Here is a 14,567-nt window from a genome sequence, read left to right as displayed (position 1 = left end):
GGTGACCTGGAGTTCCTATCTCGCGTATCTGGTTTTCGTCGTGCTGGTGGTGATCGCTCCCGGTCCCGATACCGTCGTGGTTCTGAAGAACGCCCTCGCGGGTGGACAGCGGGGCGGACTGATGTCGACATTCGGCATCACCGTGGGCAATGTCGTACAGGGCACGGCCGTGGCGCTCGGGCTCGGGGCGCTGATCGTGCGGTCGCAGCCGGTGTTCATCACGCTGCGCTGGGTCGGCGCGCTCTATCTGGCCTACCTCGGTATTCAGGCGCTGCTGTCCGCGCGACGTGGGGAGTACGCGGGGTTGGACGAGACCGGTGCGCGGGTGGGTTCGTGGCGGCGTTGGCGGGAGGGGTTCCTGTCCAACATCACCAATCCCAAGGTCTTGGCGCTCTACCTTTCCGTGCTGCCCCAATTCCTGCATCCGGGCGTCACCACTATGTGGGATGCGCTGTTGCTCGCCTACACCGTATCCGCGCTGGGTGGGCTCTGGCTCGTGGCGCTGGTCTTCCTCGTCCGTCGGATCCGCCCGGCCCTGCAGCGCCGCAAGGTTCGCCGCTCACTGGACGCGGCGACCGGTACGGCGCTGATCGGGTTCGGGGCGGCGCTGGGGTTTCAGGGCTGATTCTCACAGTTCGGCTCGCTGTGTCGTCTGTTCGCGCCGATGACGACCGCTGTCGCCAGGACGAGAACGACGATCGCGAAAACGATTGCGGCGGTGGACAGGGGGACCCAGATGGCCAGCGCGCCCACGCCGACCACCGGCATGGTGAGGCCGAGGTAGGCGGCGGCGAAATAGGCGGAGGCTACCTCGCCTACTCGGGTGGGCGGAGCGGCCACCGTGACCGCGGACAGACCCGCGCGGAAGGCGGTGCCCGCGCCCGCGCCGCCGATGGTGGTGCCGATCAGGAAGATCGGCAGGGAGGCGGTGTTGAGGGCCGTCGCGAAAAGGACCGCGCCGATGGGCAGGAGGATCGATCCGGCGATGAGGCCGGTGCGGATATCGGTGCGGACGGTGATCGGCTGGGCGAGCGCGGCGGCCCCGAAGGACAGCAGGATCGCGCCGCCGGCGAGGATGTGGTTGGTCGAATGCAGGGATCCGGCAAGGAAACTTCCCGCCAGGCCCGCGGTCAGACCGAGTACCGAGAACGCCGTGAACACCCCGGCGGCCGCCGGGACGAATACGCCCATCGCGCTTTCCGGGATGCTCGGCCGCTGGGGACGGAACGACCAGGCCGACCGGTCGGGCACGGTTTCGGGCAGCAGCCCGATGACCGCCACCGGCAGCATGAGCACGATCATCAGCGCATAGGGCAGCCGCAGCGGCGCGTCGCTGAGCTGTGCGGTGACACCGCCCAGCAGCGCGCCCAACCCGAGCCCGGCCATATTCGCGATGCCCGCCACCAGTGCCGCGCGGGCCCGATTGCCGTGCAGCTCACCGAGATAGGCGGTCGTGGCCCCGGTCGTGAACCCGACCGACACCCCGGTCAACAGCCGCGCGATCAGCAATGCGGGCAACTGCGAGGACAGGATCGGAATCACCATGCCGACCGCGGCCAGCGCCACACCCAGCACGATGATCGGCAAGCGCCCCACCGAATCCGAGATGCGCCCGAACCCCAACAGCGTCACCAGGATTCCGACCGCGTAGACAGCGAAGACGGTGGTGATCGTGATCGGCGTCAGCCCATCGGCTTTCGCGTAGATGGGGAACAGCGGAGTCGATACGGTGCCGCCCATCATGACGACGACCAGCAGCAGAATGGCCAGGGCGGAGGCGAATCCGGCCCGGGGCCGAATCGCGGTGAGCGCGGGCGCTGGAGTGGTAGACATGCTCCCTAACCTCGTAGGTCGGTCCGATCACGGTCGAGGAGGCCGAGAAAGTCGGTGATCGCCTCGGCGATGACCACCGGCTGCTCGAGATGTGGCGCATGCCCGGTCTCCGGAAGTTCCAGACGCCGAACGATTCCGGCGGCCCCGTGCTCGATGGCGTCCAACTGCGCCGCGGTCCCGTACTGATCCGCATCGCCCTGGATCACCAGGACCGGACAGGCGACGCCCGGCAGCGCCGGACGAATATCCCAGTCGCGGAACCCCGGCGAGAGCCAGATATCGGTCCAGCCGCGAAACACCCGCTCCGGATCATTGTGGAACTGGGCCAGTTTGCGCGCCAGCGAGCCGTCGGTGAACCGATCCACCGCGGTCCGGATACCGGCCAAGGTCACCTCTTCGACGATCACGTGCGGTGCGATGAGGACGAGCGCGTCGGCCGAAACCTCCGCCGACCCGGCGTAGAGTATCGCGATCGACGCGCCGTCGCTGTGACCGACCAGGATCGGATGGTCGATCTCCAACTCACCCAACAGCTCTCGCAGCACCCGCGCCTCGGTGTGCATATAGCCGGGCTCACGCGGCAATCGGGCGGGACCGGAACCGCCGTAGCCGCTGCGCGAGTACACCACGGTCGAGCGGCCGGTCCGCGCCGCGAGCAGTCGAGGCAGCTTGCCCCACATACCGGCCGAACCGAGCCCCTCGTGCAGGAACACCAGCGGGTTCAGGCCGGGATCACCGGCGTGGACCAGGTATTCGATCGGCCCGGGCGACAATTCGATCATCGGCATGGGTCACCACGTCATCTCGCGAGCGTCGAGCATATTGAACCCCAGCAGCGATTTGCCCACGTACTCGAGGCATTCGTCCGGCTTGGCGGGCATCACCGAGCAGAAGACAGACTCACGCAGCATGCGCTCCAACGGATTCGCCTTGCGCACCGCGGCCGATCCGCACAGCTTGACCACGTCGAGCGCGATTCGAGGCGCGGTGTAGCCGATCGAGTACTTCGCGGAATACACCGCGCGATTGGCCTCGGTGGTGCCGCGCTGGGAATCCAGCAGCGCGGTCGCGTGGAAGACCAGTGCGCGGGTCTGCTCGAGTTCGATACTCATGCGCGCCAATTCGGCGCGCACGGCCGCCGAGGACCGCCGATTCTCGTCGCGGCCGATGTAATCCACCGCGAAATCGACCATCCCCCTGGCGATTCCGAGGTACGCGCCCATATAGCCGGCCACCATCCAGTGCGGCTCCCGGATGACCTTGAACAGCGACATCCCCTCGATGCCCATGAACAGCCGACTCCGCGGAATCCGCACGTCGTCCAAAATCATTGTGCCGGTGTGCGTTCCGTTCAGCGCCACGCCGTCCCAGCTGCCGCCGAACCGAACCCCGGCGTCGGCGCTGTGCACGACGAAGTGCGAAACCTCGGAGCGGTCGGTCGAATCGGCCGCCCGGGCCGCCACGACGTAATAGTCCGCCACCCGCGACAGCGAGACGAACGCCTTGGTCCCCTCGAGCCGATAGCCGCCGTCGGCGGTCTTCTCGTAGGTCGTGGTGATCTTGCTGAGCTTCGACCCGCCCGCCATCTCCGATGTCGCCGAGGCGAACATTCGGCGCTGACCGATGATCTCGTCGAAGGCCCAGGCCCGGAAATCCTCCGCGGCCTTCGGCAATGCGCTGTCCCCGAGATCGCACATCGCGCCGATGGCGACATTGTGCATATTGAAGCCCAGCGCCGAACTGCCGTCGCAGCGCCCGAGAATCTCCAGAATCCGGGTGTAACCGCTGAACGAGAGCCCGTACCCGCCGAACCGCTCGGGGACGAGCGCGGCCAGCAGCCCGGACTCCTTCACGATCCGGTAGCTGTCCTGCGCGTCGGTCCTGCCCGCATCGACATCCGCCGCGTTCTTGGCCAACCCGTCCGCGACCGCGGTGGCGATCGCTTCGAGATCGGACGTCATCGCCACTGTCATAGTCCCCTCCGAGGATTCAGTTTTCGACGGGCAGCCCGAGATCGCGGGCGATCGCGATCCGGAGCAGGTCGTTGGGTCCGGCGTAGGTGGCCGCCGCGGCGGGGCTGATGAGATCGACCGTCAGGCCGGTGCCCTCCACGAAGCTGCGCGCGCCGCCCAGACCCGCGGCCAGGGTGGTGAATTTGGCGAAATCCTCCGACAGTGAGATCTTCGCCATCGCCGCCGTCGTGGCCAGGCGTCGCCAGCTGGTGGCCCGATCGAATTGGGCCGCAAGGTCGTACACGAGCCGCCGCGACCGGAACAGGCATGCGGCCATATCCGCGATCCGCGCGGCGACCAGATGGCTGGAGCCCATGGCCCGCCCGAACTGCTTGCGCTCACCGGCCCAGCGGACACAGCGCTGTAGCGTCACATGCATCGGTCCCAGCGCATAGGACAGCAGCAGCGCCCGCTCCCAGGCCGTGGTCGCCGCGAGCAGCGCCAGACCCGAACCCTCGGCCCCGACCATCGCGAGCGCCGCCGCGTCGTCGAAGTCGATCGCGCCCATGGGAACCGCGGTCAGCGCGGTCTTGGGGAACGGATCGCTGCGGGTCACCCCGGCGGTGTGCAGATCGACGACGAACGGGGTGAGCGCGAACGGCTGGCGGCCCTCGCTGGTCCGGGCGAACACCAGCGCATAGGCGGCGACCGGCGCCGCGGTGACGAAGGCTTTGCGTCCGGTGAGCAGATACGTCCCGTCGGGCTGGCGCGCGGCGGAGGTCCGCATGGACAGCGGATCGCTGCCGCCGCCCTCCTCGGTCAGCGCGTGACAGAGCGAAACCTTGCCGGTCTCGGCGTCTTCGAGCCAATCCGGCGCGACAGACAGCGCGCGCCGCAGCGGAAACTGCAGACCGAACAGCTGTGAGGTGAGCGCGTAGACGATACCCGCGGGGGCTTCCGCGCGACCCAGTCCCTCGATCCTTGCGACCGCCCTGGTGACCGCGCCGCCACCGGGCTCACCGCTCGCACCCAGAAGTCCCAGTGGCGCGAGGCCGTTCCAATAGTCGGCGTAGTTCGCGTCCGTGGTCAGCTTCGAAAGCAGTTCCCGTGCCTGGGTTTCCGTTTCGGCGATGACATCTTCGATTTCCACGATGTCTCAGCCGATCCGTGCGACCAGGGAGTGCAGCTGATTCGGCGAGCGGAAGTTGGCCGCCACGATCGCGTCGTCGGGAAATGAAATGCCCGCGGCCTTCTCGATTTCCGTGACGATCTTCATGATCGTCAGCGAATCCAATAGACCGGTCAGCAGCAGTTCGGTGTCGGGCTCGACGACGGTGTCCTCAGCGCCCGCGCTGGCGCGAACGTTGCGCTGGACGATATCGCAGATATCGGTAATCGTTGTCACAGTCCATCTCCTGAATTCATGCGGATCGACGCGGTCAATTGCTGCCGGTCGATCTTTCCTCTGATATTGCGAGGAAGTTCGTCGAGTATCACGACATCGTCGGGCGCCGAACGCGGCGGAAGCACCGCGGCGATCACCGAATCGACCGCCGGGGGCTCGAGGCCGCGGCCGCCGACGAACAATGTGATGTGACCGCCGTCGGCGGTGTCGAGGAATACCGCCGCGCAGGCGTCGACCGCCGGGAAATCGGCAACCGCCGCTTCGATATCCGCGAGATCGATGCGAACGCCGCGACGTTTGATCTGATGATCGCGCCGCCCGGTGAAGTAGAGATTGCCGTCGGCGTCGAACCCGCCGTGGTCTCCGGTCGGGTAGCAGCGGCGAGTGATCCCGTCGCGGCATTCGATGAATACCGTCGGATCCCGGAATCGGCCGTCGGCCAGATAGCCGGGAAAGACCGACGGGCCGCTCACGGCGAGCTGTCCGGTCGAACTCGGGTGGCCCGCGTCGTCGATCACCTCGATCCAGGTGCCGTCGATCGGCTTACCGATGGGAACGGGATCCTCGGCGGTCCATCCGGCGGGTATCCGGTAGGCCGCGCAGACGTTGGTTTCGGTGGGGCCGAACAGATTCCAGATCTGCGCGGATGCGAAGGCGGTCCGCAGCCGGTAGAGGGCGCGGGCCGGGAACGGCTCGCCCGCGTAGGCCAGCACGCGCAGCCGGTCGGCCTGTTCGCCGTCGAGTCCGGCCCGCTCGAGCAACCGCACGTACAGGCTGGGCGCGGCGTAGAGGATCGAAACGCGGTCGCGGCGCAGCCAATCGAGCACATCGCGCGGGAAGCTGCGCAGGAAGTCGGGCAGCAGCGAGACCGTCGCACCGGCCAGGGCCGTGGAAAACAGGTCGAAGGTGGTCAGGTCGAACCCCAGCGAGGCCTGGGAACCGACGACGTCGTCGGCCCGCACGCCGAGCCGATGGGCCGCCCACCGGGCGAAGTGCAGGACGTTCTCGTGTGTGAGGGCAACCCCTTTGGGCCAGCCGGTGCTGCCGGAGGTGAACAGTATGTAGCCCACATCGCGCAGCTGTTCGCCGCCCGGAATCGGACCGTCGAATTCCGGCACGGTGGGTGCGGCGAACAGGCTCGGCCAAACCTGTTGGGGTTGTTCGGGAATGCGGTCGGGGGTCAGGCGTTCGGCGGCGGCGACCACGGTCTTCTTCGCTCGCGCGTCGAATATCAGCGTGGCGAGCAATCCACTGCGAGCCATTCGCTGGATTCGCTCGGGCGGTTCGGCCGGATCGATGGGGGCGACCACCGCGCGCCGCCGCAGCAGTGCGTAGATCGCGGTTACGGTCGCTATATTTTTGGTAGATATCAGCCCGACCCGCGTTCCGGGACCGATACCCACCCGGGCGAATGCCACTGCGCATTCATCGATCTCGCGGTCCAGCTCGGAATAGGTGAGTGAACGCGTGGAATCGACAACCGCGATACGGTCCGGACACTCTCGAGCCCGGTCGGTTATCAACTCGTCCAATCGGCCCAATTTCATTCCCCCTGTAGTCACAACTGAACCGGCATGAATGCGCACAGAACCCTCGCGTTGCCGAGTTGAAACATTACCGGATCACAAACATGGGCTGTACCCCCAGATTTGGGGGGCTGGGATATTCTGCACATCAATTCCACCCGGTCGGGGGGTGCAAAGATAATCTACTACCAGGTAAAATATTCGGCCAGAAGTTAATCGGTTCGTAATGTCCCCAAAAAGCCAGCGGCCCAATGGTGGTGGTGACCTCGTGGTAGGGCGTCGGTGTCCGGGTACGAGGCGTCGGTGGCGGAGGTGAAGATCAACCCGGCCGGACACCCGAACACAACGGCGACAAATTTGCCGAGTCGTGCAATCCGACACGCCGCCCACCTTCGAATACAGGTCAGGAGGTGGCTCAACATGACCGGATCGACGATTCTGCTGGCGGTCAACGACATCATCCCCGGCTCGGTGCTGGCCGATCAGCTGGAGCGGATCTGCGCACATCTCGACGAGGAGGGCCACGGCGTGGTCCGCGCGGGGACCGACGAGGACGCGCTCGCGCTGGTGCAGAGCCGAGCCGATCTGACCGCGGCCCTGGTGAGTTGGGATCTCGACGATGCCGACGGTGTACTCGAGCGCCCCGCCGAGGCGGTGCTACAGGCACTCATGGCCCGCTTCTCGCGCCTGCCGGTATTCCTGGTGACCACCGCGGCCTCGGTGGACGATCTGCCGCTGTGGGTCTCGGAGGCGGTGTGCGGCTACGTCTGGCTGCTCGAGGACACCCCGGGATTCATCGCGGGCCGTATCGGTGTCGCGGCCCGCCGCTATCAGGACGATCTGCTGCCCCCGTTCTTCCGCGAACTGCGCCGCTTCGACGACACCCACGAATACTCCTGGCACACACCGGCACACGCGGGCGGCGTGGCGTTCCTGAAATCCCCGGTCGGCCGCGCGCTGTTCGACTACTACGGCGAACGCCTGTTCCGCACCGACCTGTCCATCTCGGTGGCCGAACTCGGCTCACTGTTCGAGCACACCGGACCCATCGGCGACGCCGAACGCAATGCCGCTCGTATCTTCGGCGCGGACCTGACATTCTTCGTGCTGCACGGCGATTCGACCGGCGACCGCATCGCCCTGCACGCCAGTATCGCCACCGACGAACTGGTGCTGGTCGACCGCAACTGCCACAAGGCGATCTACCACGGCCTCACCCTCAGCGGCGGCCGTCCCGCGTATCTGGTTCCCACTCGCAACGGCTACGGCCTGATGGGCCCGATCCCACCGGCCGCGCTGACCAGCTCCGCGATCGCGGAAGTACTGGGCCGCAACCCACTTGCCGCCGACGCCGCCGACCCGTCACCGGTCTACGCCGTGATCACCAACTCCACCTACGACGGCCTGTGCTACGACGCGATCAGCCTGGCCACACTGCTCGGCCGGAGCGTGCCGCGCCTGCATCTGGACGAGGCCTGGTTCGCCTACGCCCGCTTCCATCCCCTCTACGCCCGTCGCTACGGCATGTCGGTCGACCCCGGTACGGTCCCCGACGACATCCGCCCGACCGTGCTGACCACCCAGTCCACCCACAAACTCCTCGCCGCGATGTCGCAGAGCGCGATGGTGCACGTGAAGAACTCGCCCCGCTCGCCGGTGGATCAGCGGCAGTTCAACGAGACCTTCATGATGCACGCCACCACCTCCCCGCTGTATCCGCTGATCGCCGGACTCGATGTGGCCGCGGGCATGATGGACGGCCCGGGCGGCCGATGGCTCACCGACGAGGCCGTCACCGAGGCGATCCGATTCCGTCAGGCCGTGGCCCGCATCGGCCGCCGCATCGCCTCCGCGGGTGATCGTCCCGGCTGGTTCTTCGGCACCTGGCAACCCGACGAGGTCACCGATCCGGCCACCGGACAACGCTATTCGTTCGCCGACGCCCCGCTGGAACTGCTGCGCACCGAACCCGCGTGCTGGACTCTCGAACCCGGGGCCGACTGGCACGGCTTCCCCGACATGGAATCCGGTTACTGCCTACTCGATCCGATCAAGGTCAGCGTCACCTGCCCCGGCACCGATGCCAAGGGCACACCGGCCGATACCGGAATCCCCGCCAAAATCCTCACCGCCTACCTCGAGACCCGCCGCATCGTCGTGGAGAAGACCGACACCTACACCTGTCTGATCCTGTTCTCCATGGGCATCACCAAGGGCAAGTGGGGCACGCTCATCGACGGCCTGCTGGATTTCAAATCCCTCTATGATTCCGGCGCGGCCCTGGTCGACGTCCTGCCCGGCTTGATCAAGGACCACCCCGACCGATACGCGGGCCTCACCCTGCGCGAGCTGTGCGATCAGATGCACGGGCAGTTGCGCGCGAGCGAGCTGATCCCGCTGCTCGACGAGGCGTTCACCCACCCGCCCCGCCCCGAACTCACACCGGCGCAGACCTATCAGCGACTGCTGCGCGGCGGCACCGAACCGGTCCGCCTCGCCGAACTCGCCGATCGCACGGTGGCCACCCAGGTGGTGACCACCCCGCCCGGCATCCCGGTGCTGATGCCCGGGGAGAACGCCGGGGACAAGGATTCCGCGACCCTGCGCTACCTGCGCGCGCTGGAGGATTTCGATCGGCATTTCCCCGGATTCCCCAGTGAGACACACGGTGTGCACCGCGACACCGACGGGGACTACTGGATCACCTGCCTGCGCTAGTCACACAGCGCGTGGGCGAGCAGGCCGGGGATGTCGTCGATGGCGGGTTGGCCGGTGTAGGAGATGGTGACCGCGCGCCCGTCCGCGGTGGCCCCGGCTATCGCGGAGAATCCGGTGAGCCCGCCCACGTGACCGATGAATTCTGTGCCGCAAGGCAATTGGGTGTATCCGACGCCGAGTCCGTAGGACATGCCGTCGCCGTGGCCCATATCCACCCCGTCGAGCATCTGCCGCAATTGGGCTTGCGGCACAACCCGACCCGATTGCAATGCCGTGTAGAAGCGGTTCAGGTCGGTTCCTGTGCTGACCAGTGCGCCCGAGGTCCAGGGCAGCGACGGTTCGACGCGGGTCCGGTCGACGGGCACGCCGTCGACGACCGCGTATCCGGTGGGGTGGGGCTCGCGCAGTCCCGTGTCGCCGGTGGCCGGTAGATAGGTGTCGGCGAGGTTCAGGGGAATCAGGATGCGGTCGCGAAGTTCGTCGGCGTAGGGGCGGCCGGTCACCGACTCGATCAGCATGCCCGCGATGAGGTAGTTGGTATTGGAGTATTCGAATCGGATGCCCGGGGTTATCTGCGTCGAGGAACGCAGGGCGAGCGCGATTTCCTGTGTGGGCGTGTAGGTTCGGCCGGTTCGGGCCGCCTCGTACTCGTTCGTGTCGGCGGTGGCGGTCGGGTCGGACAGTCCGCTTCGGTGCCCCAGGATCTGGCGGACGGTGATGGCGCGTCCGTCGACGCCGTTGCCGGTGAGCAGGCCGGGCAGATACGTCTCGATCGACCGGTCGAGATCGAGGCGGTGTTCGGCCGCCAGTTGCAGCGCGATCGCCGCGGTGAAGCTCTTGGTGATGCTGCCGACCCGGAAATGTTCGGTGGGATCGGTCGGCATCGGCGACTTGGCGGTGAGGTCGGCGAGGCCGGTGGCCATGACGGTGGTGACGCCGTTGTCGGTGAGCGTCGCCACGGCCCCGACCGCGCCCGAACGGATCATCGCGTCGAGATCGCCACGCACCGTGTCCATTCGGGCGGCGTTCGCCGTGCAGGCCGTCAGAAGCAGCGCCGCCGCGCAGAGCGGGACGGCAAGGGCTTGTATACGCATGTCCCGACGGTAGGAACCGGTGTCGCGCGGACGCATTGGACCGCGGTATCAGCGCTCCTCGCACCCGGGTATGAGAATCGCGTCAGGCCCCTCCGCGGGCGGTGGCGGCCAGTGTGCCGAGCAGAACGAGGGCCGAGCCGCTGGGGGAGCCCGGATCGGCGTGGTAGACGACCAACTGCTGCCCGGGAGCGGATCGAACGTCGAAGGTCTGCATGGTCAGGGTGAGCTCGCCGACGTCATGATGGTGAAAGCGCTTGCGCTCCAACGTCTTACCCCGGGCATCATGGGTGGTCCACAGTTTCGCGAAACTGGGGCTGTGGTCGAGCATTTCGCCGAGTACCTGCCGGATCCGCTGATCGGTCGGCGCCTCGCCGTAGCCGATGCGGAATCCGGCGACCGAATTGCGGGCGACCTCGGGCCAATCGCGGTAGAACGTGCGCGCCCCGGGATCGGTGAAGACGATGTGCAGCAGATTGCGCGAATGGGTCCAGTCGTGGAACAGCGCGTCGGCGATGGCATTGGAGGCCAGCACGTCGTAGGCGCGGTTGTAGACGATCGCCGGATTGTCCGGCCAGGCGCTCATGAGTTGCAGCAGGCTCGGATCGACCCGATCGCATACCGCGTCGGTCCGGGCGCGCGGGCTCAGTCCCGCCAGCCGGAACAGATGGCCGCGCCCGTCCTCGTCCAGCCGCAGCACGCTCGCCAGCACATCGACCACCTGCGACGACGGCCCGACCTCGCGGCCCTGCTCGAGCCGCACGTAGTAATCGACGCTGATACCCGCCAGCAGCGCCACCTCCTCGCGGCGCAGACCCGGCACCCGGCGATGGCCGACAGTGGGCAGATTCACCTCGTCGGGCCCGACGAGCGCCCGTCTGGCCCGCAGATAGTCGCCTAATTCGGAAGCAGCCATATTCGGATCGTAGGTGGCCGCGGGCCTGTCTGCCTGGGTGTGGCACTCCCTGTGTCAGCAGTTGTGCAGGATCCCGGCGATGGCGTCGTGCTCGGCCTGTGTGACCCACAGCCCGTATACGGATTTCACCTCGACCTGCCGTTCGACATAGGTGCAGCGATAGGACTTCTGCGGCGGCAGCCAGGTGGCCGCGTCGCCGTCGCCCTTCTGCTCGTTGGTGGGCCCGTCGACGGCTTGTAGATTGCGGGGATCGTTGGCGAGGTCGCGTCGCCGGTCCGCGGGCAGCTGCTGTGCGCCGGTCTGCCAGGCATCGCCCAGCGGAACCATGTGATCGATTTGCACCACAGTGCTTTTCGCGCCGCGCGTGAAGGTGATCGTCTTGCCGGTGTACGGATCGTGCAGGGTGCCCGAGGTGACCTGGCAGCCCGTGGCCGGTGTGATGTCGACCAGATCGCGCCGCAGGATGTCGTTGCGGGTGTCGCAGTGATTGTGCCCGTCGGGTGCGTTGTTGTCGTCGGTCCATGCCTCCCCGAACTGATCGCGGCTGTATCCCGTCATCGGGGCCCGCCCCTTGATCGGCAGCTGATCCAACATCTGTTGCGCCGCAGCGGGACTCATCGGACCCGGCGCAACCGGCCCCGCGGGCGGCGCTCCCGGCACGGTGGTCGCCTTACATCCGGACAGCAGTGAAACCGCTGCCAGTACAGATACCGACAGCGTGACGACGAACCTCATCGAACTTCCTTTGCCGAGCACTAGCCGCCAGGCAACATACGCGCAAACCCGTTGGCGGGCAGCTACCTTCGGCCGACCTTCATCAGGTTCCATTGTGCCCCTGCGTGCTGTCATACCGGGCGTGATACGGGTGCGGCGATACGGACAGCAATCGGAGCCGGACCGGGTCTGCGAGGGCCTCGAGCGCCGCCGCGAGCCCGGTCGCCCGCATTCGGCGATCCTCGAGGCCACCTCGGGGTTAATTTCCCGCTAGCGGGGAAGCCTGCCAATGCTTGACCAGGTAACGAGCAAAGTCACACGAATGCGATTCGAAGGAGGAGATCTCATGCGATTCGCCAAGGCAGGTGCTTTTGCCGTGGCACTGGCGGGTGCGCTCATGTCCGGAGCGGGCGTGGCCAGCGCCGATCAGTCCATCACGGTGACCGCCCAGATGTTGGACTGCGCGACGAAGGCTGATATCAAGACGCCCGACATGGACAAATTCATGTCGGTCAGCCCGGGAGAGTCGGTGATGTTGTCCGACGATACGGCTGCCGAGCTGAGACAGCGGGGGTGCCTGGGCTGAGTTGTGATCCGGTTGTCTTGGCCGCCAGGCCAGGACAACCGGGCGGCCCCTGGTCGTTACTGGTTGTCAGGCATCGTCCGCGGAGCCCATATAGTCGGAGATCTTGCGATCTACCGGCACATTTCCCGTGGCGCTGATGCTCACCTCGGCGGTGACCGGGTCGCCGTGTTCGGCGTCGTCGAGGTCGGTGTCCACAGTCGTCAACGTCGGCTTGCCGGTGCACTCCAAATTCTCGGCCTTGCCCTTGCCGGAATCGTCTTTCTTCTTGTCCTTCACCTGCACGGTAATGGTTGCTTTGTCTCCCTTGGGGCAGTCGTAGGCGATAATCACCGACCCGTCGACATGGCTGACCTTGAACACTCCCGCATTGGCATCCTGTGCGTCGGCCGCTTGTGCGACGGGAGCGGCCGCCAGCATCACGGCCGACAACACGCCCACGGTTGAGAGCACCTTCACGAAAGACTCCTCCTTCTCGGCTGTCGTACCCCGGAGCAATTCGTATCAGCCGGAAGTAAGGATGGGTGTCAGTCGAATCGGCCGTGAGTAATTGCCGCGGTGAAGGTGTCCCATTCGGTGGGGGAGAAGACGAGGGCTGGGCCGGTGGGGTTCTTGGAGTCGCGGATGCCGGTCATGCCGCCCGGGAGGTGGGCGACCTCGACGCATGCTTCGCGGCCACCGCTTCGACTGGATTTGAACCATACTGCGCTGGATAGCTCGATGCTCACGACGAGAACTCCCTTGCGATCGTCAGGACCAGATCCCTGGTCGCGCCCTCGTCCAACGCTACACGGCGGAGTATGGATATCACCTCGCGATACTTGGCCACTTCCTTCTCTCCGATGAGGTACAGCGCACCAGTGAATCCGTCCTTGTACACCACCGGAGGAGGCGTCAGCTTCGTGTTCGGCAGCGGTGGGAAGGTCATGAAGTTGAAGCTGTCCGCCACCAAGATCATCGGGTTCGTGCGGTTGTCCCGGATCACCCTGATGGAGACATTCGGCAACTGGCCCACCTCAGCGAGATGGTGCAACTGGTCCTCCATCACGCCTGGCCCCCCGATCGGCCGCCGCAGCACTATTTCCGGGACGAACACCTCGAGCTCGAATTGCGAGTCCGTGAGCCGCTTTTGGCGCTGGACAACGACCTGGATAAACCTGTCGATCTCCTCCGGCGATCGTTGCGGGAACTCCGCCCAGACGAGCTGCCGTCTGTACTCCGTCGTCTGAAGCAAGCCTGGGACGAGATTCAGGTGAAGGTAGGTAATCTTCCGCGCGTTCCCCTCGAGTTGTAGGTAGTACGCGAAGTTCTTCTCCAAATCGTCGATGTACGGCCGCCACCAGCCGCGCTCCCCGGACTTGTGTTGCTTGCGAACCTCTTCCGCCAGCAAGTGCAACTGCCGCCGCTCCTCGGCACTCACGCTCAACGTGTCACAGAGGGCATTGGTCAACAGAGTCGTGAGGTTCTGCTTCACCCCGTCCTCCAGCCGCCCGTAGGTCTGCGGCGACATCTCCACCGCCCGCGCCACGGCGTTCTGTGAGAGCCCGGCCCGCTCCCGGAACTTCTGCAGCTGTCGCCCGAGTGCCATGCTCGCAAGCGTTGGACTGGCCATCGTTAGCCTCTCTAAGAATTGGGCCCAATTTTGGAAAGCGCCATTCTGGAAACGCGACTGAATTGCGGCACCGTGGCCACCGAATACTCCCGCCCTGCTGAGCGGAAGAGTATCACTACACATACCGCTCTGTTTCCGATTCGACCTGGAAGGAACTACTCAATTACCTTGTACCCCATGTGCTTTCGATGTGCGCAATCGAGCTTGAAATGAATAC

General features: G+C 66.0%; 15 protein-coding genes. 3 read left to right on the top strand and 12 right to left on the bottom strand.

The window, feature by feature from the left end; all coding sequences use genetic code 11:
* Position 1: 1 nt before the first annotated feature.
* Complete coding sequence (locus NP4_RS09840; RefSeq protein ID WP_067995294.1) at positions 2-625, top strand: LysE family translocator; 624 nt, start codon at positions 2-4, stop codon at positions 623-625.
* On the opposite strand, the gene NP4_RS09835 is transcribed toward NP4_RS09840, so the two are convergent.
* From NP4_RS09835 to NP4_RS09810, 6 genes are read right to left on the bottom strand one after another with little or no spacing between them, the layout of a single operon-like run.
* Positions 616-1,833, bottom strand: coding sequence for an MFS transporter (locus NP4_RS09835; protein ID WP_067995291.1), 1,218 nt, complete (start codon positions 1,831-1,833; stop codon positions 616-618). The genes NP4_RS09840 and NP4_RS09835 overlap by 10 nt on opposite strands.
* 5 nt (positions 1,834-1,838) lie before the next feature.
* Positions 1,839-2,621 (bottom strand): alpha/beta fold hydrolase, encoded by a 783-nt coding sequence (locus NP4_RS09830; protein ID WP_067995282.1) that lies wholly within the window; start codon positions 2,619-2,621, stop codon positions 1,839-1,841.
* Positions 2,622-2,624: 3 nt separating this feature from the next.
* Positions 2,625-3,794: an acyl-CoA dehydrogenase family protein gene (locus NP4_RS09825; RefSeq protein WP_245997911.1), complete on the bottom strand. Its 1,170-nt coding sequence runs from the start codon at positions 3,792-3,794 to the stop codon at positions 2,625-2,627.
* Between the two features lie 28 nt (positions 3,795-3,822).
* Complete coding sequence (locus NP4_RS09820; RefSeq protein ID WP_211335880.1) at positions 3,823-4,935, bottom strand: acyl-CoA dehydrogenase family protein; 1,113 nt, start codon at positions 4,933-4,935, stop codon at positions 3,823-3,825.
* Between the two features lie 6 nt (positions 4,936-4,941).
* The gene (locus NP4_RS41590) at positions 4,942-5,190 is read right to left on the bottom strand and encodes a phosphopantetheine-binding protein (protein ID WP_067995273.1); all 249 of its coding nucleotides are present in this window, start codon (positions 5,188-5,190) and stop codon (positions 4,942-4,944) included.
* Complete coding sequence (locus NP4_RS09810) at positions 5,187-6,737, bottom strand: AMP-binding protein (protein WP_067995270.1); 1,551 nt, start codon at positions 6,735-6,737, stop codon at positions 5,187-5,189. Before NP4_RS09810 ends, NP4_RS41590 begins: the two co-directional genes overlap by 4 nt.
* Before the next feature lie 399 nt (positions 6,738-7,136).
* Between NP4_RS09810 and NP4_RS09805 the strand changes: the two genes are divergently transcribed.
* Positions 7,137-9,434 (top strand): Orn/Lys/Arg family decarboxylase, encoded by a 2,298-nt coding sequence (locus tag NP4_RS09805; protein ID WP_067995266.1) that lies wholly within the window; start codon positions 7,137-7,139, stop codon positions 9,432-9,434.
* On the opposite strand, the gene NP4_RS09800 is transcribed toward NP4_RS09805, so the two are convergent.
* The 3 genes from NP4_RS09800 to NP4_RS09790 all read right to left on the bottom strand — a co-directional run bounded on the left by NP4_RS09800 (position 9,431) and on the right by NP4_RS09790 (position 12,176).
* Complete coding sequence (locus NP4_RS09800; RefSeq protein ID WP_067995913.1) at positions 9,431-10,528, bottom strand: serine hydrolase domain-containing protein; 1,098 nt, start codon at positions 10,526-10,528, stop codon at positions 9,431-9,433. The two genes, NP4_RS09805 and NP4_RS09800, sit on opposite strands and share 4 nt — an antisense overlap.
* A gap of 82 nt (positions 10,529-10,610) precedes the next feature.
* On the bottom strand, positions 10,611-11,441 hold the full coding sequence (locus NP4_RS09795; protein WP_067995264.1) for a helix-turn-helix transcriptional regulator: 831 nt from the start codon (positions 11,439-11,441) through the stop codon (positions 10,611-10,613).
* Positions 11,442-11,495: 54 nt separating this feature from the next.
* Positions 11,496-12,176: an HNH endonuclease family protein gene (locus NP4_RS09790; protein ID WP_067995260.1), complete on the bottom strand. Its 681-nt coding sequence runs from the start codon at positions 12,174-12,176 to the stop codon at positions 11,496-11,498.
* A 325-nt stretch (positions 12,177-12,501) separates the two neighbouring features.
* Here NP4_RS09790 and NP4_RS09785 point away from each other — a divergent pair, with 325 nt between their 5' ends.
* Complete coding sequence (locus NP4_RS09785) at positions 12,502-12,741, top strand: hypothetical protein (RefSeq protein ID WP_067995258.1); 240 nt, start codon at positions 12,502-12,504, stop codon at positions 12,739-12,741.
* A 66-nt stretch (positions 12,742-12,807) separates the two neighbouring features.
* Here the strand turns inward: NP4_RS09785 and NP4_RS09780 are convergent, their stop codons facing one another.
* The 3 genes from NP4_RS09780 to NP4_RS09770 form a co-directional block, all read right to left on the bottom strand.
* Entirely contained in the window at positions 12,808-13,197 is a 390-nt protein-coding gene (locus NP4_RS09780; protein WP_114755690.1) for a hypothetical protein, read from the bottom strand.
* A gap of 68 nt (positions 13,198-13,265) precedes the next feature.
* Positions 13,266-13,466: a DUF397 domain-containing protein gene (locus tag NP4_RS09775; RefSeq protein ID WP_067995247.1), complete on the bottom strand. Its 201-nt coding sequence runs from the start codon at positions 13,464-13,466 to the stop codon at positions 13,266-13,268.
* Positions 13,463-14,326, bottom strand: a complete 864-nt coding sequence (locus NP4_RS09770) for a helix-turn-helix domain-containing protein (RefSeq protein WP_067995244.1) — start codon at positions 14,324-14,326, stop codon at positions 13,463-13,465. The genes NP4_RS09775 and NP4_RS09770 overlap by 4 nt, the downstream gene beginning before the upstream one ends.
* Between the last annotated feature and the right edge of the window lie 241 nt (positions 14,327-14,567).

The organism is Nocardia pseudobrasiliensis NBRC 108224, from assembly GCF_001613105.1.
Taxonomy (GTDB): domain Bacteria; phylum Actinomycetota; class Actinomycetes; order Mycobacteriales; family Mycobacteriaceae; genus Nocardia; species Nocardia pseudobrasiliensis.
The sequence above is the reverse complement of the archived record's forward strand: the minus strand, read 5'-3'. Positions and strand labels throughout refer to the sequence as shown.

Excerpts from the sequence above, each read along its gene's own strand:
- NP4_RS09835 (WP_067995291.1), bottom strand. The coding sequence starts at position 1,833 with ATGTCTACCACTCCAGCGCCCGCGCTCACCGCGATTCGGCCCCGGGCC.
- NP4_RS09830 (WP_067995282.1), bottom strand. The coding sequence starts at position 2,621 with ATGCCGATGATCGAATTGTCGCCCGGGCCGATCGAATACCTGGTCCAC.
- NP4_RS09825 (WP_245997911.1), bottom strand. The coding sequence starts at position 3,794 with ATGACGTCCGATCTCGAAGCGATCGCCACCGCGGTCGCGGACGGGTTG.
- NP4_RS09810 (WP_067995270.1), bottom strand. The coding sequence starts at position 6,737 with ATGAAATTGGGCCGATTGGACGAGTTGATAACCGACCGGGCTCGAGAG.
- NP4_RS09805 (WP_067995266.1), top strand. The coding sequence starts at position 7,137 with ATGACCGGATCGACGATTCTGCTGGCGGTCAACGACATCATCCCCGGC.
- NP4_RS09800 (WP_067995913.1), bottom strand. The coding sequence starts at position 10,528 with ATGCGTATACAAGCCCTTGCCGTCCCGCTCTGCGCGGCGGCGCTGCTT.
- NP4_RS09795 (WP_067995264.1), bottom strand. The coding sequence starts at position 11,441 with ATGGCTGCTTCCGAATTAGGCGACTATCTGCGGGCCAGACGGGCGCTC.
- NP4_RS09790 (WP_067995260.1), bottom strand. The coding sequence starts at position 12,176 with ATGAGGTTCGTCGTCACGCTGTCGGTATCTGTACTGGCAGCGGTTTCA.
- NP4_RS09785 (WP_067995258.1), top strand. The coding sequence starts at position 12,502 with ATGCGATTCGCCAAGGCAGGTGCTTTTGCCGTGGCACTGGCGGGTGCG.
- NP4_RS09770 (WP_067995244.1), bottom strand. The coding sequence starts at position 14,326 with ATGGCACTCGGGCGACAGCTGCAGAAGTTCCGGGAGCGGGCCGGGCTC.